Origin of the sequence: Streptomyces sp. CAI-85 (genome assembly GCF_013363615.1) — a bacterium.
Classification (GTDB): Bacteria; Actinomycetota; Actinomycetes; order Streptomycetales; family Streptomycetaceae; genus Streptomyces; species Streptomyces antibioticus_B.
Map to the genome: position 1 here is coordinate 17,288 of NZ_JAANNX010000043.1, position 25,383 is coordinate 42,670.

19 protein-coding genes are annotated in these 25,383 nt (G+C 71.8%); 8 read left to right on the top strand and 11 right to left on the bottom strand.

Annotated elements, in window-relative coordinates:
* Window position 1: 1 nt before the first annotated feature.
* Complete coding sequence (gene glyA / locus G6W55_RS28860; protein WP_205072043.1) at window positions 2-1,267, top strand: serine hydroxymethyltransferase; 1,266 nt, start codon at window positions 2-4, stop codon at window positions 1,265-1,267.
* A 113-nt stretch (window positions 1,268-1,380) separates the two neighbouring features.
* Window positions 1,381-2,748, top strand: coding sequence for an L-serine ammonia-lyase (locus G6W55_RS28865; RefSeq protein WP_175523711.1), 1,368 nt, complete (start codon window positions 1,381-1,383; stop codon window positions 2,746-2,748).
* Between the two features lie 17 nt (window positions 2,749-2,765).
* Here the strand turns inward: G6W55_RS28865 and G6W55_RS28870 are convergent, their stop codons facing one another.
* From G6W55_RS28870 to G6W55_RS28890, 5 genes are all read right to left on the bottom strand, one after another.
* A complete protein-coding gene (locus tag G6W55_RS28870) occupies window positions 2,766-5,126 on the bottom strand; it encodes an arylsulfatase (RefSeq protein ID WP_175523712.1) in 2,361 nt (786 codons plus the stop codon).
* 112 nt (window positions 5,127-5,238) lie between these two features.
* Window positions 5,239-6,183: an HAD family phosphatase gene (locus G6W55_RS28875; RefSeq protein ID WP_175523713.1), complete on the bottom strand. Its 945-nt coding sequence runs from the start codon at window positions 6,181-6,183 to the stop codon at window positions 5,239-5,241.
* Window positions 6,180-7,178, bottom strand: a complete 999-nt coding sequence (locus G6W55_RS28880; RefSeq protein ID WP_217687510.1) for a formylglycine-generating enzyme family protein — start codon at window positions 7,176-7,178, stop codon at window positions 6,180-6,182. Before G6W55_RS28880 ends, G6W55_RS28875 begins: the two co-directional genes overlap by 4 nt.
* A gap of 66 nt (window positions 7,179-7,244) precedes the next feature.
* Window positions 7,245-7,967, bottom strand: coding sequence for an NADPH-dependent F420 reductase (locus G6W55_RS28885; protein ID WP_175523714.1), 723 nt, complete (start codon window positions 7,965-7,967; stop codon window positions 7,245-7,247).
* 61 nt (window positions 7,968-8,028) lie between these two features.
* On the bottom strand, window positions 8,029-8,241 hold the full coding sequence (locus G6W55_RS28890) for an EF-hand domain-containing protein (protein ID WP_175523715.1): 213 nt from the start codon (window positions 8,239-8,241) through the stop codon (window positions 8,029-8,031).
* A gap of 99 nt (window positions 8,242-8,340) precedes the next feature.
* Between G6W55_RS28890 and G6W55_RS28895 the strand changes: the two genes are divergently transcribed.
* The gene (locus tag G6W55_RS28895; RefSeq protein ID WP_175523716.1) at window positions 8,341-8,994 is read left to right on the top strand and encodes a GNAT family N-acetyltransferase; all 654 of its coding nucleotides are present in this window, start codon (window positions 8,341-8,343) and stop codon (window positions 8,992-8,994) included.
* A gap of 11 nt (window positions 8,995-9,005) precedes the next feature.
* Here G6W55_RS28895 and G6W55_RS28900 read toward each other — a convergent pair whose 3' ends face one another.
* The 6 genes from G6W55_RS28900 to G6W55_RS28925 all read right to left on the bottom strand — a co-directional run bounded on the left by G6W55_RS28900 (window position 9,006) and on the right by G6W55_RS28925 (window position 15,427).
* Entirely contained in the window at window positions 9,006-10,211 is a 1,206-nt protein-coding gene (locus G6W55_RS28900; RefSeq protein ID WP_175523717.1) for a YncE family protein, read from the bottom strand.
* The gene (locus G6W55_RS28905; protein ID WP_175523718.1) at window positions 10,211-10,999 is read right to left on the bottom strand and encodes a polysaccharide deacetylase family protein; all 789 of its coding nucleotides are present in this window, start codon (window positions 10,997-10,999) and stop codon (window positions 10,211-10,213) included. Before G6W55_RS28905 ends, G6W55_RS28900 begins: the two co-directional genes overlap by 1 nt.
* Before the next feature lie 95 nt (window positions 11,000-11,094).
* The gene (locus tag G6W55_RS28910) at window positions 11,095-11,598 is read right to left on the bottom strand and encodes an ATP-binding protein (RefSeq protein WP_175523719.1); all 504 of its coding nucleotides are present in this window, start codon (window positions 11,596-11,598) and stop codon (window positions 11,095-11,097) included.
* Between the two features lie 289 nt (window positions 11,599-11,887).
* Window positions 11,888-12,655, bottom strand: coding sequence for an enoyl-CoA hydratase/isomerase family protein (locus tag G6W55_RS28915; RefSeq protein WP_030793570.1), 768 nt, complete (start codon window positions 12,653-12,655; stop codon window positions 11,888-11,890).
* Window positions 12,656-12,744: 89 nt separating this feature from the next.
* Entirely contained in the window at window positions 12,745-13,995 is a 1,251-nt protein-coding gene (locus G6W55_RS28920; protein ID WP_175523720.1) for an Ig-like domain-containing protein, read from the bottom strand.
* A 190-nt stretch (window positions 13,996-14,185) separates the two neighbouring features.
* A complete protein-coding gene (locus tag G6W55_RS28925; protein ID WP_175523721.1) occupies window positions 14,186-15,427 on the bottom strand; it encodes an Ig-like domain-containing protein in 1,242 nt (413 codons plus the stop codon).
* Between the two features lie 151 nt (window positions 15,428-15,578).
* Between G6W55_RS28925 and glgX the strand changes: the two genes are divergently transcribed.
* From glgX to G6W55_RS28950, 5 genes are all read left to right on the top strand, one after another.
* Window positions 15,579-17,813, top strand: coding sequence for a glycogen debranching protein GlgX (gene glgX / locus G6W55_RS28930; RefSeq protein ID WP_175523722.1), 2,235 nt, complete (start codon window positions 15,579-15,581; stop codon window positions 17,811-17,813).
* Window positions 17,814-17,904: 91 nt separating this feature from the next.
* A complete protein-coding gene (locus G6W55_RS28935) occupies window positions 17,905-19,755 on the top strand; it encodes an ABC transporter ATP-binding protein (protein ID WP_175523723.1) in 1,851 nt (616 codons plus the stop codon).
* The gene (locus tag G6W55_RS28940; RefSeq protein WP_175523724.1) at window positions 19,752-21,611 is read left to right on the top strand and encodes an ABC transporter ATP-binding protein; all 1,860 of its coding nucleotides are present in this window, start codon (window positions 19,752-19,754) and stop codon (window positions 21,609-21,611) included. The genes G6W55_RS28935 and G6W55_RS28940 overlap by 4 nt, the downstream gene beginning before the upstream one ends.
* 247 nt (window positions 21,612-21,858) lie before the next feature.
* Window positions 21,859-23,907 carry a M4 family metallopeptidase gene (locus tag G6W55_RS28945; RefSeq protein ID WP_175523725.1) on the top strand — a complete coding sequence of 683 codons (2,049 nt, stop codon included), beginning with the start codon at window positions 21,859-21,861 and terminating at the stop codon, window positions 23,905-23,907.
* A 298-nt stretch (window positions 23,908-24,205) separates the two neighbouring features.
* Window positions 24,206-25,383, top strand: a 1,178-nt coding sequence (locus G6W55_RS28950; RefSeq protein ID WP_175523726.1) for a M4 family metallopeptidase, incomplete at its 3' end; no start/stop codon positions are given.

Sequence of the window (25,383 nt, forward strand, 5' to 3'; positions counted from 1 at the left end):
TATGTCCGTCCTGAACACGCCCCTGCACGAGCTCGACCCGGAGATCGCGGCCGCGGTCGACGCCGAGCTGCACCGCCAGCAGTCCACCCTGGAGATGATCGCGTCGGAGAACTTCGCTCCGCTCGCGGTCATGGAGGCCCAGGGTTCGGTCCTGACCAACAAGTACGCCGAGGGTTACCCCGGCCGCCGCTACTACGGCGGCTGCGAGCACGTCGACGTGGCCGAGCAGATCGCCATCGACCGGGTCAAGGACCTGTTCGGCGCCGAGTACGCCAACGTCCAGCCGCACTCCGGCGCCTCCGCCAACCAGGCCGCGCTGTTCGCCCTGGCCCAGCCCGGCGACACCATCCTCGGCCTGGACCTGGCCCACGGCGGCCACCTCACCCACGGCATGCGCCTGAACTTCTCCGGCAAGCAGTTCGACGTGGTCGCGTACCACGTCGACGCGGAGACCGGTCTGGTCGACATGGCCGAGCTGGAGCGGCTCGCCAAGGAGCACCGCCCCAAGGTGATCATCGCCGGCTGGTCGGCGTACCCACGCGAGCTGGACTTCGCCGAGTTCCGCCGGATCGCCGACGAGGTCGGGGCCCACCTGTGGGTGGACATGGCGCACTTCGCGGGTCTGGTCGCGGCCGGTCTGCACGCCAACCCGGTGCCCCACGCCGACGTGGTCACCTCCACCACCCACAAGACCCTGGGCGGCCCGCGCGGCGGCATCATCCTGGCGCGCAAGGAGTTCGCGAAGAAGCTGAACTCCTCGGTCTTCCCCGGCTTCCAGGGCGGTCCGCTGGAGCATGTGATCGCCGCGAAGGCGGTCTCCTTCAAGGTCGCGGCCTCGGAGGACTTCAAGGAGCGCCAGCGCCGCACGGTCGAGGGCGCGCGGATCCTCGCCGAGCGTCTGACCGCCGCCGACGCCCGTGAGGCCGGGGTGAACGTGCTGTCCGGCGGTACGGACGTGCACCTGATCCTGGTCGACCTGCGCGACTCCGAGCTGGACGGGCAGCAGGCCGAGGACCGCCTCCACGAGGTCGGCATCACGGTCAACCGCAACGCCGTCCCGAACGACCCGCGGCCCCCGATGGTCACCTCGGGCCTGCGGATCGGCACCCCGGCACTGGCCACCCGCGGCTTCACCGCCGAGGACTTCGCCGAGGTCGCGGACGTGATCGCCGAGGCGCTCAAGCCGTCGTACGACGCGCAGGCGCTGAAGGCGCGGGTCACCGCGCTGGCCGAGAAGCACCCGCTGTACCCCGTTCTGAACAAGTAGTTCCTTTTCGTCGGTCGCCCCGCACACTCGGAAGTGAGACCCGGAGGTGCGGGGCACCCGGCGAGCACCTGTGACGCACCACCCCTGCACCACCCCTGCTGTGAGGAGTACCCGTGGCCATCTCGGTCTTCGACCTGTTCTCGATCGGCATCGGCCCGTCCAGCTCCCACACGGTCGGCCCGATGCGCGCGGCCCGGATGTTCGCCCGCCGGCTGCGCAACGAGGAGCTGCTGGACGCCGTGGCCTCGGTCCGCGCCGAGCTGTACGGCTCCCTGGGCGCCACCGGCCACGGCCACGGCACGCCCAAGGCGGTCCTGCTCGGCCTTGAGGGCGCCTCGCCGCGCACGGTCGACGTGGAGTCGGCCGACGAGCGCGTGGAGCGGATCAAGGAGTCGGGCCGGCTGAACCTGCTCGGCACGCACGAGATCCCGTTCTCCTTCGACGACGATCTGGTGCTGCACCGCCGCAAGACCCTGCCGTACCACGCCAACGGCATGACCATCTGGGCCCACGACGCCTCCGGCGCCGAGCTGCTCTCCAAGACGTACTACTCGGTCGGCGGCGGGTTCGTCGTCGACGAGGACGCGGTCGGCGCCGACCGCATCAAGCTCGACGACACGGTCCTGAAGTACCCCTTCCGCACCGGTGACGAGCTGCTCCGGCTGACCAAGGAGACCGGCCTGTCGATCTCCTCGCTGATGCTGGAGAACGAGCGCGCCTGGCGCACCGAGGAGGAGATCCGCACCGGTCTGCTCGACATCTGGCACGTGATGCGCGCCTGTGTCACCCGGGGCATGTCACGCGAGGGCATCCTGCCGGGCGGGCTGCGGGTGCGCCGCCGCGCCGCCGTCACCGCGCGCCAGCTCCGCGCCGAGGGCGACCCGCTGGCCCACGCCATGGAGTGGATCACCCTGTACGCGATGGCGGTGAACGAGGAGAACGCCGCCGGCGGCCGGGTCGTCACCGCCCCCACCAACGGCGCGGCCGGCATCATCCCCGCCGTTCTGCACTACTACGACAACTTCGTCCCCGGCGCGGACGAGGACGGCGTGGTCCGCTTCCTCCTCGCCGCCGGCGCGATCGGCATGCTCTTCAAGGAGAACGCCTCCATCTCCGGCGCCGAGGTCGGCTGCCAGGGCGAGGTCGGCTCCGCCTGCTCGATGGCCGCCGGCGCCCTCGCCGAGGTCCTGGGCGGCAGCCCGGAGCAGGTGGAGAACGCCGCCGAGATCGGCATGGAGCACAACCTCGGCCTGACCTGCGACCCCGTGGGCGGCCTGGTCCAGATCCCGTGCATCGAGCGCAACGGCATGGCCGCCGTGAAGGCCGTCACCGCGGCCCGGATGGCCATGCGCGGCGACGGCTCCCACAAGGTCTCCCTCGACAAGGTCATCAAGACCATGAAGGAGACGGGCGCGGACATGAGCGTCAAGTACAAGGAGACGGCCCGGGGCGGGCTCGCGGTGAACATCATCGAGTGCTGACCGCCCCTCGTGGCGGGCTACTCGCGGGCGAGCATCGCCTCCGCCTCCCGTTCCAGGTCGACGTAGGGGTCGCCGCTGACGTCGACGGCGACGCGGTGGAGGGTGCCGCCGGTGAAGGCGTGGGGGGCGGGGCCGGGGTAGTCGGAGGTGACGGCGTCGCCGCCGTCCCTGCCGACGTTGAGGCCCTCGCCGGCCAGGGTGAAGCGGCCGGGCTGGGTCCTGATCCGGCCCTCCCCCACCTTGCGGTCGCCGTGATAGAGGCTGAGGACGCCGGTGGCGACGCCGGGTGAGACCTCGCCGTCCTTGTCGAAGGACGCGGCCAGGATGACCTGATCGCCGGTGGGCAGCTCCTCGGTCGCGGTGATCCGCTGCTCCTCGCTGCCCAGGAAGTTGTAGACGTACGTCAGCCTGCCGTCCTTGACGTAGAGCGCGTGCCCGCCGAAGCGGCCGCCGTGGGCGAAGAGCACGCCCGCCGCTGCGGGGCCGCCGGGCAGGTCGACGAGGGCGCCGATGGCGTACGAACGGTTGCGGATGTTGACGGCGACCGCCTCGGGCACCTCGGAGCCGCCCGGCCGGTACACGTACCGGTTGCGGGCCGGGGTGAGTTCGGGGCGCGGGGTGGAGAGGATCTCCAGGGCGGAGCGGTCGTCGAGCGGGAAGGCACCGTTGACCCCGGCCTCGTGGAACCACAGGCCGATCAGCTCCTGGAGCCGCTCGGGCTCCTGGCCCGCGAGGTCGTGGAGTTCGGAGCGGTCGGTGTCGGTGTGGTACAGCTCCCAGGTGTCCCGCTGGAAGTTGCTCCAGCCGCTGATCGCGGGGTGGGTGGTGACGGCCTTCCAGCCCTGGTGCCAGATCCCGCGGGTGCCGAGCATGGAGTAGAACTGCGTGCTCTTCGCGGACGGCAGGGCGGCCGAGTCGAAGCTGTAGCGCATGCTGACGCCCTGGAGCGGGATCTGCGGGGCGCCCTTGACGGTCGCGGGCAGCTCCAGGCCGAGGCAGTCGAGCAGGGTGGGGACGATGTCGATGGCGTGGTGGTACTGGTCGCGCACCTCGCCCCGGGCCGCGATCCCGGCCGGCCAGGAGATCACGCACGGGTCGCAGGTGCCGCCGTTGAACGAGTACCGCTTCCACATCTTGAACGGCGTGTTGAAGGCCATGGCCCAGCCGTTCGGATAGTGCCCGTACGTCTCCAGACCGCCCAGCTTGTCGATCATGGCGAGGTTCTCGGCGAGGTCGTCGGCGACGTTGTTGAAGAACTTGTTCTCGTTGACCGAGCCGTTCGGGCCGCCCTCGCCGCTGGCGCCGTTGTCGGACACGACGACGAAGATCGTGTTGTCGAGCTGCTCGATCTCCTCCAGATAGGCGAGCAGCCGGCCGATCTGGTCGTCGCAGTGCGACAGGAACCCGGCGTACACCTCGGCCATCCGGGAGAACAGCCGCTGCTCGTCCGCGCTCAGCTCGGCCCACGGGCGGGTGAAGTCCAGCGGCGGGAACGGCTCGCCGTCCGGGCCGCTCCGGGTCTCGGGGGTGCCGATCGGGTTGAGCGGCGGCAGCTCGGTGTTCTGCGGGACGAGCCCGAGTTCCTTCTGCCGGGCGAGGATCTCCTCGCGCATCGCCTCGTACCCGGCGTCGAACCGCCCCCGGTAGCGGTCGATCCACTCGGGCGGCGCCTGGTGCGGGGCGTGCGCGCAGCCGGGCGCGTAGTAGAGCAGGACGGGCCGCTCGGGGGCGATGGCCTTGACGTCGTCGATGTACTGGAGGGCCTTGTCGGTGATGTCGACGCCGAAGTGGTAGCCCTCCTCCGGGGTGGCGGGCTGCTCCACCGGGTGCTGGTCGTGGACCAGGTCGGGGTGCCACTGGCTGGTCTCGGCGCCCAGGAAGCCGTAGAAGCGTTCGAAGCCGCGGCCGGTGGGCCAGTTCCGGCGGGTGGAGGCGAGGTTCATCTCGTCCTCCGGGCACAGATGCCACTTGCCGACCAGCGCCGTGCTGTAGCCGCGTTCGACGAGGACCTCGGCGAGGGTGGCGCACTCGGACGGGATGTGGCCGTTGGCGCTGGGGAAGCCGATCGCGGCCTCGCTGATGCAGGCCATGCCGTTGGTGGTGTGGTTGCGGCCGGTCAGCAGGGCGGAGCGGGTCGGCGAGCACAGGGCGGTGGTGTGCCACTGGGAGTAGCGCAGGCCGTTCGCCGCGATCCGGTCGATGTTCGGGGTCTCGATCGGGCCGCCGTAGCAGCTCAGCGCCCCGAAGCCGACGTCGTCGAGCACGATGTAGACGATGTTCGGCGACCCGGCGGGAGCCTTCGCCTGCTGGTACGGGGTCCAGTCCGGGACGGAGTCGCGGACATCGAGGTTGATCACACCACGGAACGTGTCAGACACCGGGCGTCCTTCCCTGCGGGCTTCGGGTCGCGAGAACGCGGTTGCCAGCAGCTTCGCGGGTGCGGGCGCCGGCCGCCCGTCCGGGCGGTGCGAACGGGTGGCCCGGGGCGGGTCAGGGGGCCGGGGTGTCCTCCGGGGGCGGGAAGACGCGGGACCAGTCGTCGCGGACGCTGACCGTCGTCCACCCTCGGCGCGCCGCCTCGCGCAGGGCCTGTTCGGCGCCGGTGTCGTAGGCGGGGTCGGCGCGGTCCGGGTCGTCGTGGTGGACCAGGAGCGCGAGGCCGCCTGGGCCGGCCGCGGCGTAGGACAGCATGTCGATGTCGCCGTTGGAGTTGCCGCAGGCCAGCAGGGGGCGGCGGCCCAGCCGGCTCCAGATGCGCAGGGGTTTCTCGGGGCCGTCGTCCAGCAGCTCGATGCCGTCGCCGTAGACGACGTCCGCGCGGTCGGGGTCCCAGCGCAGGGCGGGGGTGGAGCCGATGACGCGCTCGGGCGGCACCCCGTACACCTCCTCGGAGATCACGCGCATGAAGTCCCGGCCGCCGCCGGAGACGATCACCGTGGTGAACCCGTGCCCGCGCAGCAGGCCGAGCAGCTCGCGCATCGGCTGATAGGCGCACGCCGGGTAGGGCCGGTCGAGCTGTGGGTGCCGGGCGGTGGCGAAGAACTCCCGGATCCGGGCGGCCAGGGTCGCGGTGTCCAGGCCGCGCTGGGTGGCGATCACGGCCTCGGCGAGCGCGGGCAGCCGGGTGTCGTCCCCGGCGTAGTGGTCCGCGACGACGGAGGCGATCCATGCCGGGTCGCCGATGAGCGCCGAGGCGTACGGCTCCTCGGCGGCCAGCTCGGGGCGTTCGGCGGCCATGTGCCGCCACTGCTCGGTGAGGTGGTGCAGTTGGACGGGCATGGGCAGCTCGGGCCAGAGGGTGCCGTCGTTGTCGAAGGCGGCGATCCGGGCCTCGGGCGGCACGAAGGACGGGCCGCCCGGGGTGGTCACCTCGTCGACGAACCGGAGGAGGGTGGTGCGGGTGCGGCCGTCGCGCCAGGAAGGGAGCGGGTTCAACGGGGTCTCCTCGTACGGTCGGCGGGCGGGGCGGCCGGGGTGTCCGGGGTGTCCGGGGTGTCCGGGCGGATCACGCAGCGGAAGCCGAGGTGGCAGGTGGCGGTGTCCTCGCTCTGGCCGGTGCGGGCGGCCGGGCGGTAGCGCAGGCAGTAGTTCGGGGCGCAGAGGTGGGAGCCGCCCTTGGTGACGCGGCGCGGGAACCGCTCCCCCGCGAGCCGGTCGCCCGGGGCGCAGCAGGGCCGCGGGGCCGGGCCGGGATGCCGGTCGGTGTAGGGGTCCGCCGTCCACTCCCACACGTTGCCCGTCATGTCGTGGAGGCCGTAGCCGTTGGGCGGGTACGTGCCCACGGGCGTCGTGCCGGGGTACGGCTGCCGCGGCGAGGCCGGGACGTACTCCCAGGGGAACGCGCCGTGCCAGGTGTTCGCCATCCGCCGGCCCCGGGGCGCGAACTCGTCGCCCCACGCGAAGACCGCCCCCTCCAGCCCGCCGCGGGCGGCGCACTCCCACTCGGCCTCGGTGGGCAGCTCCTTGCCCGCCCAGGCCGCGTAGGCGACGGCGTCCTCGAAGGCGACCTGGGTGACCGGGTGGCGCTCCCGCCCGTGCAGGGTGCTGCCGGGTCCTTCGGGCCGGTGCCAGCAGGCGCCGGGCCGGTACGTCCACCAGCGGTGCCAGTCGTCCAGCGGCACCGGGCCGGGGGTGCCGAGGAAGACCAGCGCGCCGGGGAGCAGGGCGGCGGGGTCGGCGTCCGGGTGGTCGGCCGGGTCGGGCGGCCGTTCGGCGACCGTCGCATGGCCGGTCGCCTTCACGAACCTGCGGAACTCCGCGACCGTCACCGGGTGTTCGTCGATCCAGAACCCGTCCACCGACGCCCGGTGGACGGGCCGCTCCTCGGGATAGAACTCCTCCGATCCCATGAGGAACGACCCGCCCGGGATCCACGCCATCCCCTTCGGCGACGGCCCGCCCGCGGTCCGGGGCTCTTCGGTGACGGTCATGCCCTCACCGTGCCTCAGCCGCGTCGAGGGTCCGCGTAGCGACGCGCGCCCCGGAGGACGGCAGGCTCAGCCGCGGAAGGCCGCCGGGCGCTCCGGGTTCGCCTCGGACAGCGCCTTGGTGACCTCGTCGACGCCGCCGCGCAGGCCGTAGACGGGGGTGTCGGGCTGCTGGCGCCAGGAGTCGTCGATACCGCCGGCGTCGACGGTGTCGAAGCCGATCTCGTCGATCAGGGCGCGGATCCTCGCCTTGGCCGCCTCGTCGTCGCCGGCGACCGGCAGGGCCACACGCTCGGGGTCACCGGCCGGGCGGGGGCGGTCCAGGATGTCCTGGGCGTAGGTGCCGTTGAACGCCTTGATCACGGGGTGGCCGATCTGGCGCTCGGTCCAGCGGCTCTCGGTGATGCCCTCGTCCTCGATGCCGGCGATCCGGCCGTCGCGCTGCTGCGGGTAGTAGTTGTTGGTGTCCAGGACGGCCACGTCCTCGGCGGCGCCGTCCAGGACTCCGGAGGGCAGGTCCGGAATCGCCTTGAGGGGAATGGTGATCACCACGACCTCGGCGCCGCGGGCCGCGTCCTCGACGGCGACCGGGGTGGCGCCCGTCTCGGCCGCCAGTTCCGTGAGCGTGTGCGGCCCGCGGGAGTTGGCGACGGAGACCTCGTGGCCGACGGCGGTGAGCCGTCGGGTGAGGTTGCCGCCGATGTTGCCCGCGCCGATGATGCCGATCTTCATATCAGGGCCTTCCGGTCCGTATGTGTCCGTCGGTGTCGTCCGTCCGGAGGATGGATGCATGCGCATACACCCTCCGGTGGTCGACAACCGCGGCCGGCCGGCGGCTATTCCGGGGAGGGCGTCACTTGTTCAGGTGACCCCAGAACTCGTCGAACGAGAGAACCTTGTCGCCGTTCAGGTCGCGGCTCTTGATGAGGGCCTCGGCGACCGGCTCGGTGACGTTCCAGTCACCCTGCTGGGCCAGGGCGGTCTTGAACTCGGCGGCGGTGATGAAACCGTCCCCGTCCGCGTCGATCCGGTCGAACTGCTTGCGTGCCTCTTCGATGTCGGCCACCGATCCGCCCCTTTTTCCGTCGCTTACTGTCGTACTGCCGCAGGTCAGATTAACGGCCCCGGGGAGCGCCCGGTGCGGCGGCCGGGAAGAGGGGGACGGGTGGAGACACTGCGGGACATTCTCGACGCGGCGGCGCACGGGGACTTCCCGCCGCCGGACGGCCGGACGACGGTCGTGCCGCAGATGTCGGACCGGGACGCCGGGGTGCTCGCCTTCACCGCGCACTCGGTCGTCTTCACGGACGAGGACCCGGAGTGGGTGGCGGCGGCGCTGCGCGGGGCCGACTGCGATCCGCTGTCCGCGACGATGAACCCGCGTTTCCTGTCGGCCCTCATGAACCGCACCGGCAGGACCGCCGAGACGATCGACGCGATGCTGGTGGCCGCCCCGCTGCCGGGCCCGCCGCCGGTCGCCCTGCGCGAGATCACCGACCGCGGCCATCCCCGTGTGCGGTACGCCCGCCGCCGGCGCGACCGGGTGAGGGTGTGGGCGGCGGACGGCGGGGTGCTGGTCATGGGCCGCGGGATCGGCGGCCGGCTGGAGGTCTCGGTCGAGGTGGACGAGGCGGTACGGCGGCGGGGGCGCGGGCGGCTGCTGGTGACCGCCGCCCGTCATCTCGCCGACGAGCCGGTGTGGGCCCAGATCGCGCCGGGGAACGCCCGCAGCGTACGGGCGTTCCAGGCGGCGGGGTACGTCCCGGTGGGCGCGGAGATCCTGCTGACGCGGCCGGAACAGCGCGCCCCGGCCGCATAGTTGACCGTCCGTCAGCGGAAGATGCCCGTGTGACCCAGGGAGTAGCGGCCGGGCTGGGGGTAGACGGCCAGGCCGTGCGGGCCGCTGCCGACCGGGATGCGGGCGAGCTGCTTGCCGGTGCGGGTGTCGATGGCGTACACCTCGGCGTCGTAACGCCCGGACAGCCACAGGACCTTGCCGTCCGCGGAGACGCCGCCCATGTCGGGGCTGCCGCCGTCGGGCAGGTGCCACTTCTTGGTGACGCGGTCCTCGGTGAAGTCGAAGACGGAGACGGTGCCCTCGCCGCGGTTGGAGACGTACATCTCGCGGGAGTCGCGGCTCACGTACAGCCCGTGGCAGCCCTTGCCGGTGGGCAGCAGGGTCGGCTTGCCGAAGGTGTCGCCGTCGATCACCCACATCCCGTCGGCCATCATGTCGGCGATGTAGAACCGCTTGCCGTCGGGCGAGACCTTCACGTCCTGCGGCATGGCGCCCTTGAAGGGGAGTTTCTGCTGTCCGACGACCTCCATCCGCTCGGTGTCGACCTTCAGCAGCTCCCCGCTGAACTCGCAGGAGACGATGAAGTACCGGCCGTCGCGGGAGAAGTCGGCGTGGTTGACGCCGTAACAGGTGACCGGCTCGGTCTTGATCCGCTTCATGGTGTGCGGGTCGCGGAAGACGAGTTCGCGGTCCAGGGAGGCCATCACGATCGCGTACTTGCCGTTGGGCGTGAAGTAGAGGTTGTACGGGTCGTGCACCTCCACCTCCTTGCCCGCCTTGCCGGTCTTCGGATCGATGGGGGTGAGGGTGTGCCCGCGGTTGTTGTTGACCCAGAGGGTCTTGAGGTCCCAGGAGGGCACGACGTGCTGGGGCTGCCGGCCGACGTGCAGGGTGTCGACGACCTTGTAGGTCTCCGGGTCGATGACGGTGACGGTGTCGGACTCGGTGTTGGGCACGTAGACGCGGGACGGGAAGTCCTTGACCACCGGGGAGAGCCGGTTGGGACGGTCCGCGGCGTAGACGTCGTTCGGGTCGAGCACCGGCGGCATGCCGGGCAGCCCCTGGACGGCCGGTTTCTCCTTCTGCCGCTGGTGCGCGGGGGCGGGCGCGGCGGCCTTGGGCGACTGGTCGGCCCCGCCGGCCTTGTCCTTGGACTCGGTGCCGCAGGCGGCGAGGGCGGCGACGGCGGTGAGCGCGGTCCCGGTGAGCAGGGCGCGCCGCAGGAGGGTGGGGTGCATCAACTGAGCAGCTCCGTGGTCGTGACCGCGCGCAGGCCGCGGCGGTCCAGTTCGTCCAGGACGGCGGGGAGGGCGGCGACCGTGTCGGCGTACCCGAAGTGCAGGCTCACGACGGATCCGGCCCGGACGGCGTCGAGGACGGTGCGGGTGACGGCGGGCGCGCCGGGCGAGGTGAAGTCGAGGGAGTCGACGTCGTAGGAGAGGACGTGGGGGTATCCGGCCCGGCGGGCCAGGGTCTCGACGAGCGGGGAGGCGCGGGCGGCGCGGGAGGGGCGGAACCAGGTGCCGACGGATCCGGTGAGCCGCTTCAGACGGGCGGCGCAGTCCTCGATCTCCCGGGTGGCGTCCGCCTCGGACATGGTGTTGATGTCGAGGTGGCGCATGGTGTGGTTGCCGAGGTCGTGGCCGCCGTCGAGGATCCGGCGGGCCATCCCGGGATGCGCGTCGAGCCAGGTCCCGACGGCGAGCACGGTGACCCGCGCACCGCGCCGCTCGGCCTCGGCGAGCAGCGCACGCGCGGTGGCGGGATCGCCGTTCCCGTGAAAGGTGAGCGCGACCCGGGGCCGGCCCCGGGGCCCGTGATCGACCTGCACGGGCTGCCCGGGGAAGCGCCGCGGCGACGGCGCGGGGCGGGCCGGGCCGGTCGGCGGGGGCGGGCTCGTGGCATCGGGCGCGGAGTGCGCGACGGCACCGGCCCTGGCACACCCCGCGGCGAACGCCCCCGCGACGGCGAGCCCGGCACCGGCCCGCAGAACCCCCCGACGATCAGTCGTGGTCACCCGCCCCATTTAAGGCGGTTGAGCCATCGAATCGGGCGATTGGTCCATTCGGCGGCCGGTTGGCCTCCCGCGCACGGAAGCCGCGGGGCCGCCCCGCGGAGCGGTCAGCGGTCGGCGACGCGCATCTCGAACCAGGTCGTCTTGCCGCGTGGGAGCAGGTCGACGCCCCAGCGGTCGGAGAGTTTGTCGACGAGGAAGAGGCCGCGGCCGCTGACGTCGAGTTCCTGGACCGGCATCAGACAGGGCAGACCACGGGACGGGTCGCGGACCTCGATGCGGATCCAGCCGCGGCGGCGGCGCATCCGGAGGCCGAACACCCGGGCGCCGGTGTGCCGTACGGCGTTGCCGACGAGTTCGGAGACGAGGAGGACCGCGTCCTCGGTCATCCGGGGGCTCAGGCCCCACTGCCGCAGGACGACGACCTGGGTGAGCCGGCGGGCCGTGGCGGCGGACTCGGGGCGGGACGGCAACGGCACCTCGCCCTCGGTCGGATTTCCGAACAACTCCAGCGCCTTGAGTGCCCGTTCGTCCTCGACCGCAGGTGACCATCGTGCCGCGGCCACACGCTCGTGCCCCCGCGGCTGTTCGATATCCTCCAGCCCCGCCATGCCCACCATGATGGCCGCCCGATGTCGCCCGCGTGGCCGTTCCGGGGGAATACGCCCCCTGTGCGACCCCTTTCCGCGCGGGCGAGTTGACATATGCCAGAGGCAGGCCGGAGCCGTCCGGACCCCAACCGACCTGCGCGGTAAGCCCTTTCGGGGGCAAGCCCAGGATCCCTGGCCAAGGCAGGCTTAAGGTCGCCTTAAGGTTCCCATAATCCGCCCCATCGAGGGATCCCGGGTCAGACACCCTGTCAATTGCAAGGGGTTCCGGCCGGATTCACAGAGATGTGCCTCACAGGAACGTGGCCTTGCCGGGGCCGTCCTCCACGAAGCTGCGCATCCCGATCTCACGGTCGGGGGTGGCGAACAGGCCCGCGAACCAGTTGCGTTCGACCGCGAGGCCGGTGTCGATGTCGGTCTCCAGACCGGTGTCGACGGACTCCTTCGCGGCCCGCAGCGCGAGCGCCGGGCCCTGCGCCAGCTTGGCGGCCCACGCGTGCGCCTGGGTGTAGACCTCGTCGGCCGGCACCACCCGGTCGACCAGACCGAGCGTCAGCGCCTCGTCCGCCTTGACCATCCGGCCGGTGAAGATGAGGTCCTTGGCCCGGGAGGGGCCCACCAGCCGCGCCAGCCGCTGGGTGCCGCCGGCGCCCGGGATCAGCCCGAGCAGGATCTCCGGCTGGCCGAGCTTGGCGTTCTCCCCCGCGATCCGGTAGTCCGCGCACAGCGCCAGTTCGCAGCCGCCGCCCAGCGCGTAGCCGGTGACGGCCGCCACGACCGGCTTGGGGATCCGGGCCACCGCCGTGAACGCGTCCTGGAGGGCGCGGGCGCGCAGGACCATCGCCGTGTGGTCCATGGCCTGCATCTCCTTGATGTCCGCGCCCGCCGCGAACACCTTCTCCCCGCCGTACACCACGACGGCCCGCACGTCCTCGCGGCGGGCCGCCTCCTCGGCGACCTCCTTCAGCCGGTCCTGGGTGGCGATGTCCAGCGCGTTCATCGGCGGACGGTCGAGACGGATCGTGCCGACGCCGTCGGCGACTTCGAGATTCACGGTCATGGCAGCAGGTTAACGCCGACTAACAGCGACGGGCCCGGTGCCGTGGCTCACAGCACCGGGCCCGTCCGCCCGAAAGGATCGCGGGTGGACTACTTCGTCCACTCCGCCCACGAGAGGTTCCAGCCGTTGAGGCCGTTGGAGGGGTCGACCACCGGGTCGGTGGAGTTCTTCACGACCACCACGTCACCGATCATCGACTGCTTGAAGAACCACGCGGCCGGCGCCGAGCCGTCGTAGCCGCCGCGCACGTCCCGCAGGCCGATGCAGCCGTGGCTGGCGTTGTAGTTGCCGAAGGCGTCGCCGCCCCAGTAGTTGCCGTGCACGAAGGTGCCCGAGTTGGTCAGGCGCATGGCGTGCGGGACGTCCTTGATGTCGTACTCGCCGTCGTAGCCGACGGTGTCGCCGTTCATCCGGGTCACCGTGAACTTCTCGCTGATGACCATCTGGCCGTTCCAGGTGGCGTAGCCGGGCTTGCCGGTGGTGACCGGGATGGTCTTGACGACCTTGCCCTCGCGCATGACCTTCATCGTGTGCTTCTTGGCGTCCACGATCGACACCTGGTCGCGGCCGATGGTGAAGGAGACGGTCTTGGCCTGCTTGCCGTAGACGCCCTTGCGGCCCTCGACGCCGTCGAGGTTGAGCTTGACGGTGACCTTGGTGCCGGCCTTCCAGTACTCCTCGGGCCGGAAGTCGAGGCGGTCGTTGCCGAACCAGTGGCCCTGGACGTCGACGGCCGGCTCGGTCGTGATCTTGATGGCCTTCTCGACGTCGTCCGGCTTGGTGATGCCGCGCGTGAAGCGGACCGAGAACGGCATGCCGACACCGACGGTGGAGCCGTCCTCGGGCGTGAAGTTGCCGGTGAAGGTGTTCTGCGGGCTCAGCGTGGTGAAGGAGGAGTCCTCGGCGGCCGTGCGGCCCTCGGAGTCCTTGGCCACCGCGTGCACCTGGTACTCGGTGGACGCCGCGAGATGCGTGGCGGGCGTCCAACTGGTGCCGTCGGCCGAGATCTCGCCCTCGATCTTCGTGCCGTCGTCGTCCTTGACGGTGACCTCGGTCAGCTTGCCCTTGGCCGCGCTGACCTTGAGGGCGCCGCTGGTGTCCACGTCCTTGGCGCCGGCCTTCGGCGCGATCGTGACGACGGCCACCGACTGCTTGCTCTCGGCGGCGGCGGTGCTGCCCTTGTCGTCCTTGTCCTTGCCCCCGGTCCCCGCGTTCGATCCCCCGCCTCCGCCGCAGGCCGTGACGGCCAGCAGCGCGCCGCCGACGATCACCGCCCACCGCTTGTTGCGGCCGCGTGAGCGTCCACCCGCCGACGCCCCCGATATCGGTCGCACGTTCACAGTCGTTCTCCCCTCGCAAGGCCCGGTCAGGCCCCCACCCCAGCGCGTCCCGCGCGATCACTGGCGCATATTAACTGCACGGTTTTGAGCATCGTGTCAGGTCAATGTCACCGTTCCGTCGCAACTTGGACCGTGCGAGGGCGGAGATGGTTGCACGGAGAAGCGAACGCGGGGTGCGGGGCGCCGGGAATCAGCCGAGGGCGCTGCCCTCCGTCCACTCCCGCCAGCCCATGTTCCAGCCGCCGAGGCCGTTGTCGGGCGCGACCTGCTTGTCCTTGCTGTGGACCACCTCGACCACGTCCCCGACGAGCGAGCGGTCGAAGAACCAGCCCGCCGGGGTGTCCGAGGCGCCGCCCTTCACGTCCCGCAGGCCGACGCAGCCGTGGCTGACGTTCTCCCGCCCGAACACGTCGTCCGCCCAGTAGTTGCCGTGCAGGAACGTGCCGGACTCGGTCAGCCGCATGGCGTGCGGGACGTCGGGGATGTCGTACTCGCCCTTGCCGTTCTTCTTCTTGAAGCCGACCGTCGCGCCGTTCATCCGGGTCAGTTCGAGCATCTCGGTGACGACCATCTTGCCGTTGTACGTCGTCGTCTTCGGCGCCCCCGCCGTGATCGGCACGGTCGCGATCAGATCGCCGTCGCGGTGGACCTTCATGGTGTGGCGGGCCGCGTCGACCAGGGAGACCTGACTGCGGCCGACGGTGAAGGTGACCTTCTTGTCCTGCACGCCGTACACGCCGGGCGCGCCCTCGACGTCCCGCAGCCTCAGGTCGACGGTGACCTCGGTGCCGGGCTTCCAGTAGCGGCGGGGCCGGAAGTCCAGGCGGCCGTCGTGGAACCAGTGCGCCCGGATCTCGACGTCCGGGACGGCGGTGACCCGGACGGCGCGCTCCACGGCGGCCCGGTTCGCGATCTCCCGGCTGAACTCCAGGGAGACGATCATCCCGGTGCCGACGGTCGAGCGGTTCTCCGGAGTGACGTATCCGACGAAGCGTTCCTCGGGGACCTGGGTGGTGAACGTGGTGCGGCGCGCGGCGCGGTCGCCGTCGGCGTCGAGGGCCACGGCGTCGACGGTGTAGCGGGCGGCGAGGGCGAGCCGGTCGTCGTCGGGCCGCCAGCTCCGGCCGTCGGCGGAGATCCTGCCGGGCACCGCGGTCTCCTGGGCGTCCTGGGAGCGCACGACCTTCACCGACTCCAGCCGCCCTTCCGGCACCGCCACCCGCAGCCCGGCCGCCGGGCGGACGCCCTTGGTGCCGTCGGCCGGGGTCACCCGGATGGTGTCCGCGGCGGCCGGCGCCTTGCCCAGCATCCGGTCGAGTCCGCCGCCTCCCTCCGCGGTGCAGCCGGCCGCCCCGGCCAGCAGTCCTGCCCATGTCACTACGGCGGCCACTGCGACCCTCGCGCGCCGTGCGCGCCCTTGTACGTGCCTCACGGCGTGTCCAACGACCGGGCACGCTCCGGGGAAACGTGAGTGCGAGGCGCGCTCTGGGCAGAACAGGGGGGAGGACGACGCGACGGGGAGCAGCGGCCGGGACGCCCCGCCCCTTGCCCACGTCGTCCCACGAGCCGCGGGAGGCGGAACGGTGTCCAGCGCAGCCGAGCAGGAGACGGTGGCAAAGGAGCGGGTCGCGCCCGAAGCCGTCGTGAACGGTGCGTCGCACAGGACGCCCGGCGTGCCCGTGTGGCCGGGCGCGCCCACGCCGCTCGGCGCCCGGTTCCGCACCGGGCCCGACGGGGTGGCGGGAACCAACTTCGCGCTGTGGGCGGGCGGGGCGGAGGCGGTCGAGCTGTGTCTGTTCGACGCGTCGGGGCGGGAGACCCGCGCCCGGCTCACCGAACTGACGCACGAGATCTGGCACGGCTTCGTGCCGGGGGTGATGCCGGGCCAGCGCTACGGCTACCGGGTGCACGGCCGCTGGGACCCGTGGACGGGCGGCCGCTGGAACCCGGCGAAACTGCTCCTGGACCCGTACGCCCGCGCGGTGGACGGCGACTTCACCCTGCCGCCCGAGGTGTACGGGCACGTCCGGGACTGGCCGCAGCAGCAGGTCGCCGACACCGTGCGCGACGACCGGGACTCGGCGCCGTACGTCCCGAAGGGCGTCGTCGTCCACGATGACGACGACTGGGCCGACGACCGGCGGCCGAAGACGCCCTGGGCCGACTCGGTGATCTACGAGGTGCACGTCAAGGGCTTCACCCGGCGCCACCCGGGCATCCCCGAGGAACTGCGCGGCACCTACGCCGGGCTCGCCCATCCGGCGGCGGTCGAGCACCTGGTGAAGCTGGGCGTGACGGCGGTGGAGCTGCTGCCGGTCCACCAGTTCGCGCACGAGGACCATCTGCTGCGCCGGGGCCTGACGAACTACTGGGGCTACAACTCCATCGGCTACTTCGCCCCGCACGCCGGATACGCCTCCGCCGGGACCCGGGGCGAGCAGGTCGGCGAGTTCAAGCGGATGGTGCGGGCGCTGCACGCGGCGGGCGTCGAGGTGATCCTCGACGTGGTCTACAACCACACGGCGGAGGCGGGCGAGCTGGGCCCGACGCTGTCCCTGAAGGGCATCGACAACCGGGGCTACTACCGGCTCCAGCCGGACGCCCGCCGGTACGCGGACTACACCGGCTGCGGCAACACCCTGCACGTGGTGCAGCCGCACGTGCTGCGGCTGATCACGGACTCGCTGCGCTACTGGGTGACCGAGATGGGCGTGGACGGCTTCCGCTTCGACCTGGCCGCCGCGCTGGCCCGCTCCATGCACGACGTGGACATGCTGTCGCCGTTCCTCGCGGTGATCGCGCAGGACCCGGTGCTGCGCCGGGTCAAGCTGATCGCCGAGCCGTGGGACGTCGGCTCCGGCGGCTACCAGGTGGGCGCCTTCCCTCCGCTGTGGACGGAGTGGAACGACCGCTACCGCGACGCCGTGCGGGACTTCTGGCGGGGCGCGCTGCCGGACGTGCGCGAGATGGGCTACCGGCTGTCGGGCTCCAGCGACCTGTACGCCTGGGGCGGGCGGCGGCCATACGCGTCGGTGAACTTCGTGACCGCGCACGACGGCTTCACCCTGCGCGACCTGGTGTCGTACGAGCGCAAGCACAACGAGGCCAACGGCGAGGGCAACCGGGACGGCACGAACGACAACCGGGCCTGGAACTGCGGGGCCGAGGGGGAGACGGACGACGAGCGGGTCCTCGCCCTGCGCCGCCGGCAGCTCCGCAATCTGCTGACCACCCTGCTGCTGTCGACGGGCGTGCCGATGCTGGTCGCGGGCGACGAACTGGGCCGCACCCAGGGCGGCAACAACAACGCCTACTGCCAGGACAACGAGATCGGCTGGGTGGACTGGGAGCTGCTGGAGGACCCGTCGTGGCGGGCGCTGTTCGACCTGACGGCCCGGCTGATCGCGCTGCGCCACCGCCATCCGGTGCTGCGCCGGCGGGCGTTCTTCTCCGGGCGGGCGCACTCGGCGGACGGGCTGCGCGATCTGGCCTGGTTCACCACGCGGGGCACGGAGATGACGGAGGGGGACTGGTACGCGCCCGCCGCCACGCTCGGCATGTATCTGTCCGGCCGGGACATCCCGGGCCGGGACGAGCGGGGCGCGCCGATCACCGACGACAGCTTTCTCACCGTCCTGCACGCCGGGGACCGCCCCGTGGACTTCGTGCTGCCGGGGCCGCCGTGGGCGGAGCGCTACGAGGTGGTCGTGGACACCTCCCGCGAGGACCAGACGGACCCGCCGGCGGTCCATCACACGGCGGGCGAGGAGGTGACGGTGCCGGCGCGGGCGGTGCTGCTGCTGCGGGTCGTGGGGTGAGGGCCGGCGGGCCCTCGCGTGGTCGGGCGCTCGGGCCGTCGGACCGAAACTCGGTGGGCGATGTCAGTGGTGAACCGTAGGCTCGCTGCTGATGTCCACGATTCCTGAACCCGCCGAGGACCGGTCCGCGGTGCGCGCGCTGCTGCGCCTGTGGCCGTATGTGCGGCCCGTGCGGTCGCGCCTGTTCACCGCCGCCTTCGTCGCGGTGATCGCCTCCTGTACCGGGCTGGTGATCCCGCTCGTCCTGAAGTGGATGGTGGACGGGCCGGTCGCCGACGGGGACACGGCCGGCGTCTGGCTCGGCGCCCTGTACCTGCTGCTGCTCGGTCTCGCGGAGGCGGGCCTGTTCGGGCTGCGGCGCTGGCTGGTGGCCCGGCCGCTGTCGCGTGTCGAGGCGGAGATGCGGGCCGGTCTGTACCGGCATCTCCAGCGGCTCCCGGTGGCCTTCCACGACCGCTGGGCCTCGGGGCAGTTGCTGTCCCGGGGGACCACGGATCTGATGCTGGTGCGGATGTTCCTCGCCTTCCCGCTGACGTTCCTGCTGGTCAACTCGGTCACCATCGTGGTCGGCGTGATCATCATGCTGCTCCAGGACTGGACGCTCGGCCTGGTGATCCTGGGCCCGGCCGTCCCGGTGATGGTGATGTGCGTGGTCTTCGAGCGCCGGTACGCGGTCGTGGCCCGGCGGGCGCAGGACCAGGTGGGCGATCTGACGACGGTCGTCGAGGAGAGCGTCCTCGGCATCCGGATCATCAAGGGCTTCGGCCGGCACCGCAGCCAGGCCCGCGCCTTCCGCGAACTGTCGGCCACCCTGCGCGGCACCGAACTGCGCAAGGCGCGGCTGCTGGCGACCATCTGGGCGGTGATCGTGACGCTGCCGGAGGTGGCGATCGGCGCGGCCCTGGTGCTGGGCGCGGTGCAGGTGGCCGACGGCGAGCTGTCGGCGGGCACCCTGGTCGCGTTCCTGTCCACGGCGCTCGCGCTGCGCTGGCCGGTGGACTCGATCGGCTTCCTGCTCGCGATGAGCCAGGAGGCGGCGACGGCCACCGAGCGGTACTTCGAGGTGATGGACGAGCCGCCGGAGAAGGAGACCGTGTCCGGCACGAGCCCGGCCGCCGACGACGCCGGCGAAGAGGACGGCGGGCTGCGCTCGGAGGGCGGGCTGCGCTCGGAGGGCGGGCTGCGCTCGGAGGGCGGGCTGCGCTTCGAGGGCGTCGTCTTCCGCTACCCCGACGCGCGTCCCGGCTCCCCGCCCGTCCTGGACCGGATCGACCTGCACATCCGGCCCGGTGAGTCGATGGCCCTGGTCGGGGCCACCGGCAGCGGGAAGACCACGCTCACCGCCCTGGTGCCCCGGCTGCACGAGACGACCGCCGGACGGATCACGCTCGACGGCACGGACATCACCGCGATGCCGCGCGCCGAGCTGCGGGCGAAGGTCGCCGTCGCCTTCGAGGAGCCGACGCTGTTCTCCGCGAGCATCGGGGAGAACGTCCTGATGGGCGCCGACGACACCGCGGGCGCCGAGGAGCTGGAGCGGGCGCTGGAGGTCGCGCAGGCCGGCTTCGCGCACCGACTGCCCGAGGGCACCGGGACCCAGGTCGGCGAACAGGGCCTCAGTCTCTCCGGCGGACAGCGGCAGCGGCTCGCGCTGGCCCGGGCGGTCGTCGGACGGCCCCGGTTCCTGGTCCTCGACGACCCGCTCTCCGCGCTGGACGTGCACACGGAGGCCGCCGTGGAGGCCGCGCTGCGCGAGGTCCTCGCCGGCACCACCGCGCTGATCGTCGCCCACCGCCCGTCGACCGTGCTGCTCGCCGACCGGGTGGCCCTGCTGTCCGGCGGCCGGATCACCGCCGTCGGCACCCATCAGGAACTGCTGCGCGGCAACGCCGAGTACGCCCACCTCATGTCCGGAACCGGCCGCCAGGAGGACGACCGATGACCGCCCCCACCACCTCCTCCCCGGTCGCCGAGGAAGAGCCGGACGCCCCGCGCCCGCCGGCCGACGGCGACGCCTTCGACCAGGACGCCCTGCCCACCCCGCCGGGCGCGACGGGCGCGCTGCTGCGTTCCCTGCTCGCCCCGATGCGGGCCCGGGTGGCGTTCACGACCGTTCTGCTGCTGCTCCAGCAGGCGGCCGTGCAGACCGGCCCGCTGCTGGTGGCGTACGCGATCGACCGGGCCGTACCGGCGTTCCGCGCCGACGACCACGGGCCGCTGTTCGCGGTGGGCGCCGGCTATCTGCTGTGCGCGCTGGCGGCCGGCGGCCTCCAGTTCGCGTTCCTGACCGCGGCCGCCCGGGTCAACCAGGACGTGCTGCTCGATCTGCGCGGCCGGATCTTCCGGCACGCGCAGGCGCTCAGCGTCGACTTCCACGAGCGCTACACCTCGGGCCGGCTCATCTCCCGTTCCACCACGGATGTTGAGTCGCTGCGCGAGCTGCTCGACGAGGGGCTCCAGGAGCTGGTGACCGTCGTCCTGTCGTTCGTCTACATCTCGGCCATGCTGCTCTGGCTGGACCTGGGGCTCGGCGCGGTCGCGGTGGCGTCCTTCGTGCCGCTGTACCTGCTGGTGCGGATGTACCAGCGGCGCGCGGCACGGGTGTACGCGGCGCGGTCCACGGCGATCGCGGCGGTGATCGTGAAGTTCGTGGAGACGATGAACGGCATCCGCCCGGTGCGCGCGTTCCGCCGCGAGGCCGTCAACGACGCGGACTTCCGGGTGCTGAACCGGCGTCACGAGCGCTCCAACGGCGACGCGCTCCTGGAGATGGCCCGCTATGTGGTCGGCTCCCGGCTGGTGGCCAACACGGCCGTCGCGGCGATCGTGCTGTGGGGCGCCCACCGGGTGGCGGACGGCTCCCTGGAACTGGGTGTGCTGGCGGCCGCGGTGCTCTATCTGCGGCGGCTGTACGACCCGATCGACCGGCTCGGCATGTTCCTCAACTCCTACCAGTCGGCGGGCGCCTCGCTGGAGAAGATCGCCGGACTGCTCGCCCAGACCCCGTCGGTGCCGGAACCGGCCGTGCCGCGCGAACTCCCCGCGCGGGCGGGCGGACGGCCCGGCCGTGAGGTGGTGTTCGACGGGGTCTCCTTCGGCTACCGCACCGGCGGCGAGGTGCTCCCGGGCTTCGACCTCACCCTGCCCGCCGGGCAGACCGTCGCCGTCGTCGGCTCGACCGGCGCCGGCAAGTCGACCCTGGCCAAGCTGCTCGCCCGCTTCTACGACCCGACGGGCGGCCGGGTGCTGCTCGACGGGGTGGACCTGCGCGACCTGCCGGTGCCGGAGCTGCGGCGCGGGGTGGTCATGGTGACGCAGGAGGCATTCCTGTTCTCCGGGACGGTCGCCGAGAACATCGCGATCGGACGGCCGGACGCCACCCGTGAGGAGATCGAGCGCGCCGCGAAGGCGATCGGGGCGCACGAGTTCATCACCTCACTGCCCGACGGCTACGACACCGACGTCCGCAAGCGCGGCGGCCGCATCTCGGCGGGCCAGCGCCAACTCGTCGCGTTCGCCCGCGCGTTGCTCGCCGATCCGGCGGTGCTCATCCTCGACGAGGCGACCAGTTCCCTGGACGTCCCCGGCGAACGGGCCGTCCAGGCGGCGATGACGACGGTCCTCGACGGCCGCACGGCAGTGGTGATCGCCCACCGCCTGTCGACCGTGGAGATCGCCGACCGCGTCCTCGTCATGGAACACGGCCGCATCGTGGAGGACGGCCCCCCGTCCGAACTGATCACCGGCACGGGCCGCTTCGCGAACCTGCACCGCGCCTGGCGGGACAGCCTGGCCTGAACCGCGCCCCCTCCCTCCCCGCATCCGTATATCGAACATGAACTCCCGGACAACGGAACGTTTCCGGCCAATTTTCTGACGCGCTCCTGACAGAGAGCGCAATCCCCTGCCACTCTTCCCTCTGCTACTTCACAGCAACCCCACAGCTTCACGTTCTGCGTACCGCCTCTGTCGTGCCGGGCGGCCCACCCGCCGTCCGGTCTCCCCCCTGGCCGCGTGATCCGCGGCCGCGCAGAAGGAGTCAGTGTTGAGAAGCAGTTCCTCTCGCAGACGCACCCCCCACACCCCGCACCGCAGAACCGCCGCCGTCGCCCTGGCCGGCGTCGCGGCGCTCATCGCGGCCGCCGTGCAGACCGGCGCCGCCACCGCGGCCCCCCAGCAGGCGCCGTCGGCCGCGGGGCAGGTCCTGCCCGGCGCCGAGTCGGTCCGCCTCACCCCCGCCCAGCGCGCCGAGCTGATCCGCACCGCGAACGCCGGCAAGGCCGACACCGCCGAGGAACTCGGCCTGGGCGCCCAGGAGAAGCTCGTCGTCCGGGACGTCCTCAAGGACGGCGACGGCACCGTGCACACCCGCTACGAGCGCACCTACGCCGGACTGCCGGTCCTCGGCGGCGACCTGGTCGTCGAGTCGACCGCGGCCGACGCCACCGCGTCCGTCGTCAAGGCCACCCGCGCGAAGATAGCCCCGGCGACCACCGCCGCGGCCGTACCCGCCGCCAAGGCCGAGGCGCAGGCACTGAGCGCCGCGAAGGCGGAGGACGCCAAGAGCCCCGACGTCAACCGGGCCCCGCGCAAGGTGATCTGGGCGGCGAGCGGTACGCCGACGGTGGCGTACGAGACGGTCGTCGGCGGCTTCCAGCACGACGGCACCCCGCAGGAGCTGCACGTCATCACGGACGCCACCACGGGCGCGAAGCTCTACGAGTGGGAGGCGATCGAGACCGGCACCGGCAACACGGTCTACAGCGGCACGGTCAACCTGACGACCACGCAGTCCGGTTCGACGTACAACCTGACCGACGGCGCGCGCGGCAACCACAAGACGTACAACCTCAACCGCGGCACGTCCGGCACCGGCACGCTGTTCTCCGGGCCCGACGACGTCTGGGGCAACGGCTCCCCGTCGAACCTGGAGTCGGCCGCCGCCGACGCGCACTACGGCGCCCAGCTCACCTGGGACTACTACAAGAACGTGCACGGCCGTTCGGGCATCCGCGGCGACGGGGTCGGCGCGTACTCGCGCGTCCACTACGGCAACAACTACGTCAACGCGTTCTGGTCGGACAGTTGCTTCTGCATGACCTACGGCGACGGCTCGGGCAACTCCAACCCGCTGACGTCGATCGACGTGGCCGCGCACGAGATGACCCACGGTCTCACCTCCAACACCGCGGGCCTCAACTACTCGGGCGAGTCCGGCGGTCTGAACGAGGCGACCTCGGACATCTTCGGCTCGACCGTCGAGTTCTACGCCAACAACTCCTCCGACGTCGGTGACTACCTCATCGGCGAGGAGATCAACATCAACGGCAACGGCACCCCGTTGCGTTACATGGACAAGCCGAGCAAGGACGGTTCGTCCAAGGACAGTTGGTACTCGGGCATCGGCTCGATCGACGTGCACTACTCGTCGGGCCCCGCGAACCACTTCTTCTACCTGCTGAGCGAGGGCAGCGGCACCAAGACCATCAACGGTGTCACCTACAACTCGCCCACCTCGGACGGCCTTCCGGTCACCGGCATCGGCCGCGACAAGGCGGAGAAGATCTGGTTCCGCGCGCTGACCACGAAGTTCACCTCGACCACCAACTACGCGGGCGCCCGCACCGGCACCCTCGCGGCGACGGGTGAGCTGTACGGCACGACGAGCGCCGAGTACACGGCCGTGCAGAACGCCTGGGCGGCCATCGCGGTGGGCTCGCGGCCCGGTGGCGGCGGCGGTGGCGGCACCGTCTTCGAGAACAACACCCGGGTGTCGATCCCGGACCGGGGCGCGGCGGTCACCTCGTCGGTCACCGTCTCCGGGCGGACCGGCAACGCCCCCTCGAACCTCCAGGTCGGCGTGGACATCGTCCACACCTACATCGGTGACCTCCAGGTCCAGCTCGTCGCCCCCGACGGCAGCGCGTACACGCTGAAGGCGTACGGCACCGGCGGCAGCACGGACAACATCAACACCACGTACACCGTGAACGCCTCCTCCGAGGTGGCCAACGGCGTCTGGCAGTTGCGGGTCCAGGACAACGCGTCCCTGGACACCGGCTACATCAATGGCTGGAAGCTCACCTTCCCGTAGGCCCGAGCGAACCAGGCCCGGCAAGCCCGGCTCGGCGCAGCCCCGGAGGTCCGACCTCCGGGGCTGCGCCCCTTTTTTGCCTCCCGATGACCGACGCCCTGTTGGCCCTTTACCGAGGTCAACGGGGTTTACGTTCCCGCAATGTTCATCGGTTGGTCGATTTTGAGCCAACATCACCAAGGGGTCCTGACATGTACGCGACTGTGGTGCCAGGCTTCGTCGCACCCGCCGCACAACTTCACGACCGTCACGGCCGGCCCCCCACGCCTGCCGGGCACCCCCACTCCAAGGAGCTTGTGTGTCCTCCCTCTACGCGCGTCGCAAGCGCACCACCCTGGTCATCGCCACCGCCGTCGCGGCCGGTGCGCTGGTCACCACCGGCCTGACCACCGGGAGCGCCGCCGCCCAGACCCCGGCCGACGCCGGCGCCCGGACGCCGCTGGCCGTGCCCGTGGCCCTGAGCGCCTCCGCCCGCACCGCCCTGATCCAGGACAAGCAGGCCGACGCCGGCACGACCGCGCGGGAGATAGGTCTCGGCAGCCAGGAGAAGCTGATCGTCCGGGACGTGGTGAAGGACGCGGACGGCACCGTCCACACGCGCTACGAGCGGACCTACGCGGGCCTCCCGGTGCTCGGCGGCGACCTCGTCGTCCACGAGTCGGCCGCGGGCGCGAGCCAGGGCGTCACCAAGGCCACCAAGTCGGTCATCGAGGTGGCCTCGGTCAAGCCGGTCATCGCCGCCGCCAAGGCCGAGAAGCAGGCCCTCACCCTCGCCAAGGCCGCCGGCTCCGCCGAGACCGCGGCCGACGCCGCGCCCCGCAAGGTGATCTGGGCGGGCAACGGCAGCAAGCCGGTCCTCGCCTACGAGACGGTCGTCGGCGGCCTCCAGGACGACGGCACCCCCAACGAGCTGCACGTCATCACCGACGCGGCGACCGGCGCGAAGCTCTACGAGTACCAGGGCATCGAGACCGGCACCGGCAAGAGCCTCTACTCCGGCACGGTGACGCTCGGCACGACCCTCTCGGGCTCGTCGTACCAGCTCTACGACACCTCCCGCGGCGGCCACAAGACGTACAACAAGGCGCGCGCCACCAGCAGTTCGGCGGGCACCCTGTTCACGGACGCCGACGACACCTGGGGCACCGGCGCGGCCTCCAGCTCCTCGACCGACCAGACCGCGGCGGTGGACGCGGCCTACGGCGCCCAGACCACCTGGGACTTCTACAAGAGCACCTTCGGCCGCAACGGCATCAAGAACAACGGCGTCGCCGCCTACTCCCGCGTCCACTACGGCAACGCGTACGTCAACGCCTTCTGGGACGACTCCTGCTTCTGCATGACCTACGGCGACGGCGCGGGCAACACCAAGCCGCTGACCTCGCTGGACGTGGCCGGCCACGAGATGACCCACGGCGTCACCTCCAACACCGCGGGCCTCAACTACTCGGGCGAGTCCGGCGGTCTGAACGAGGC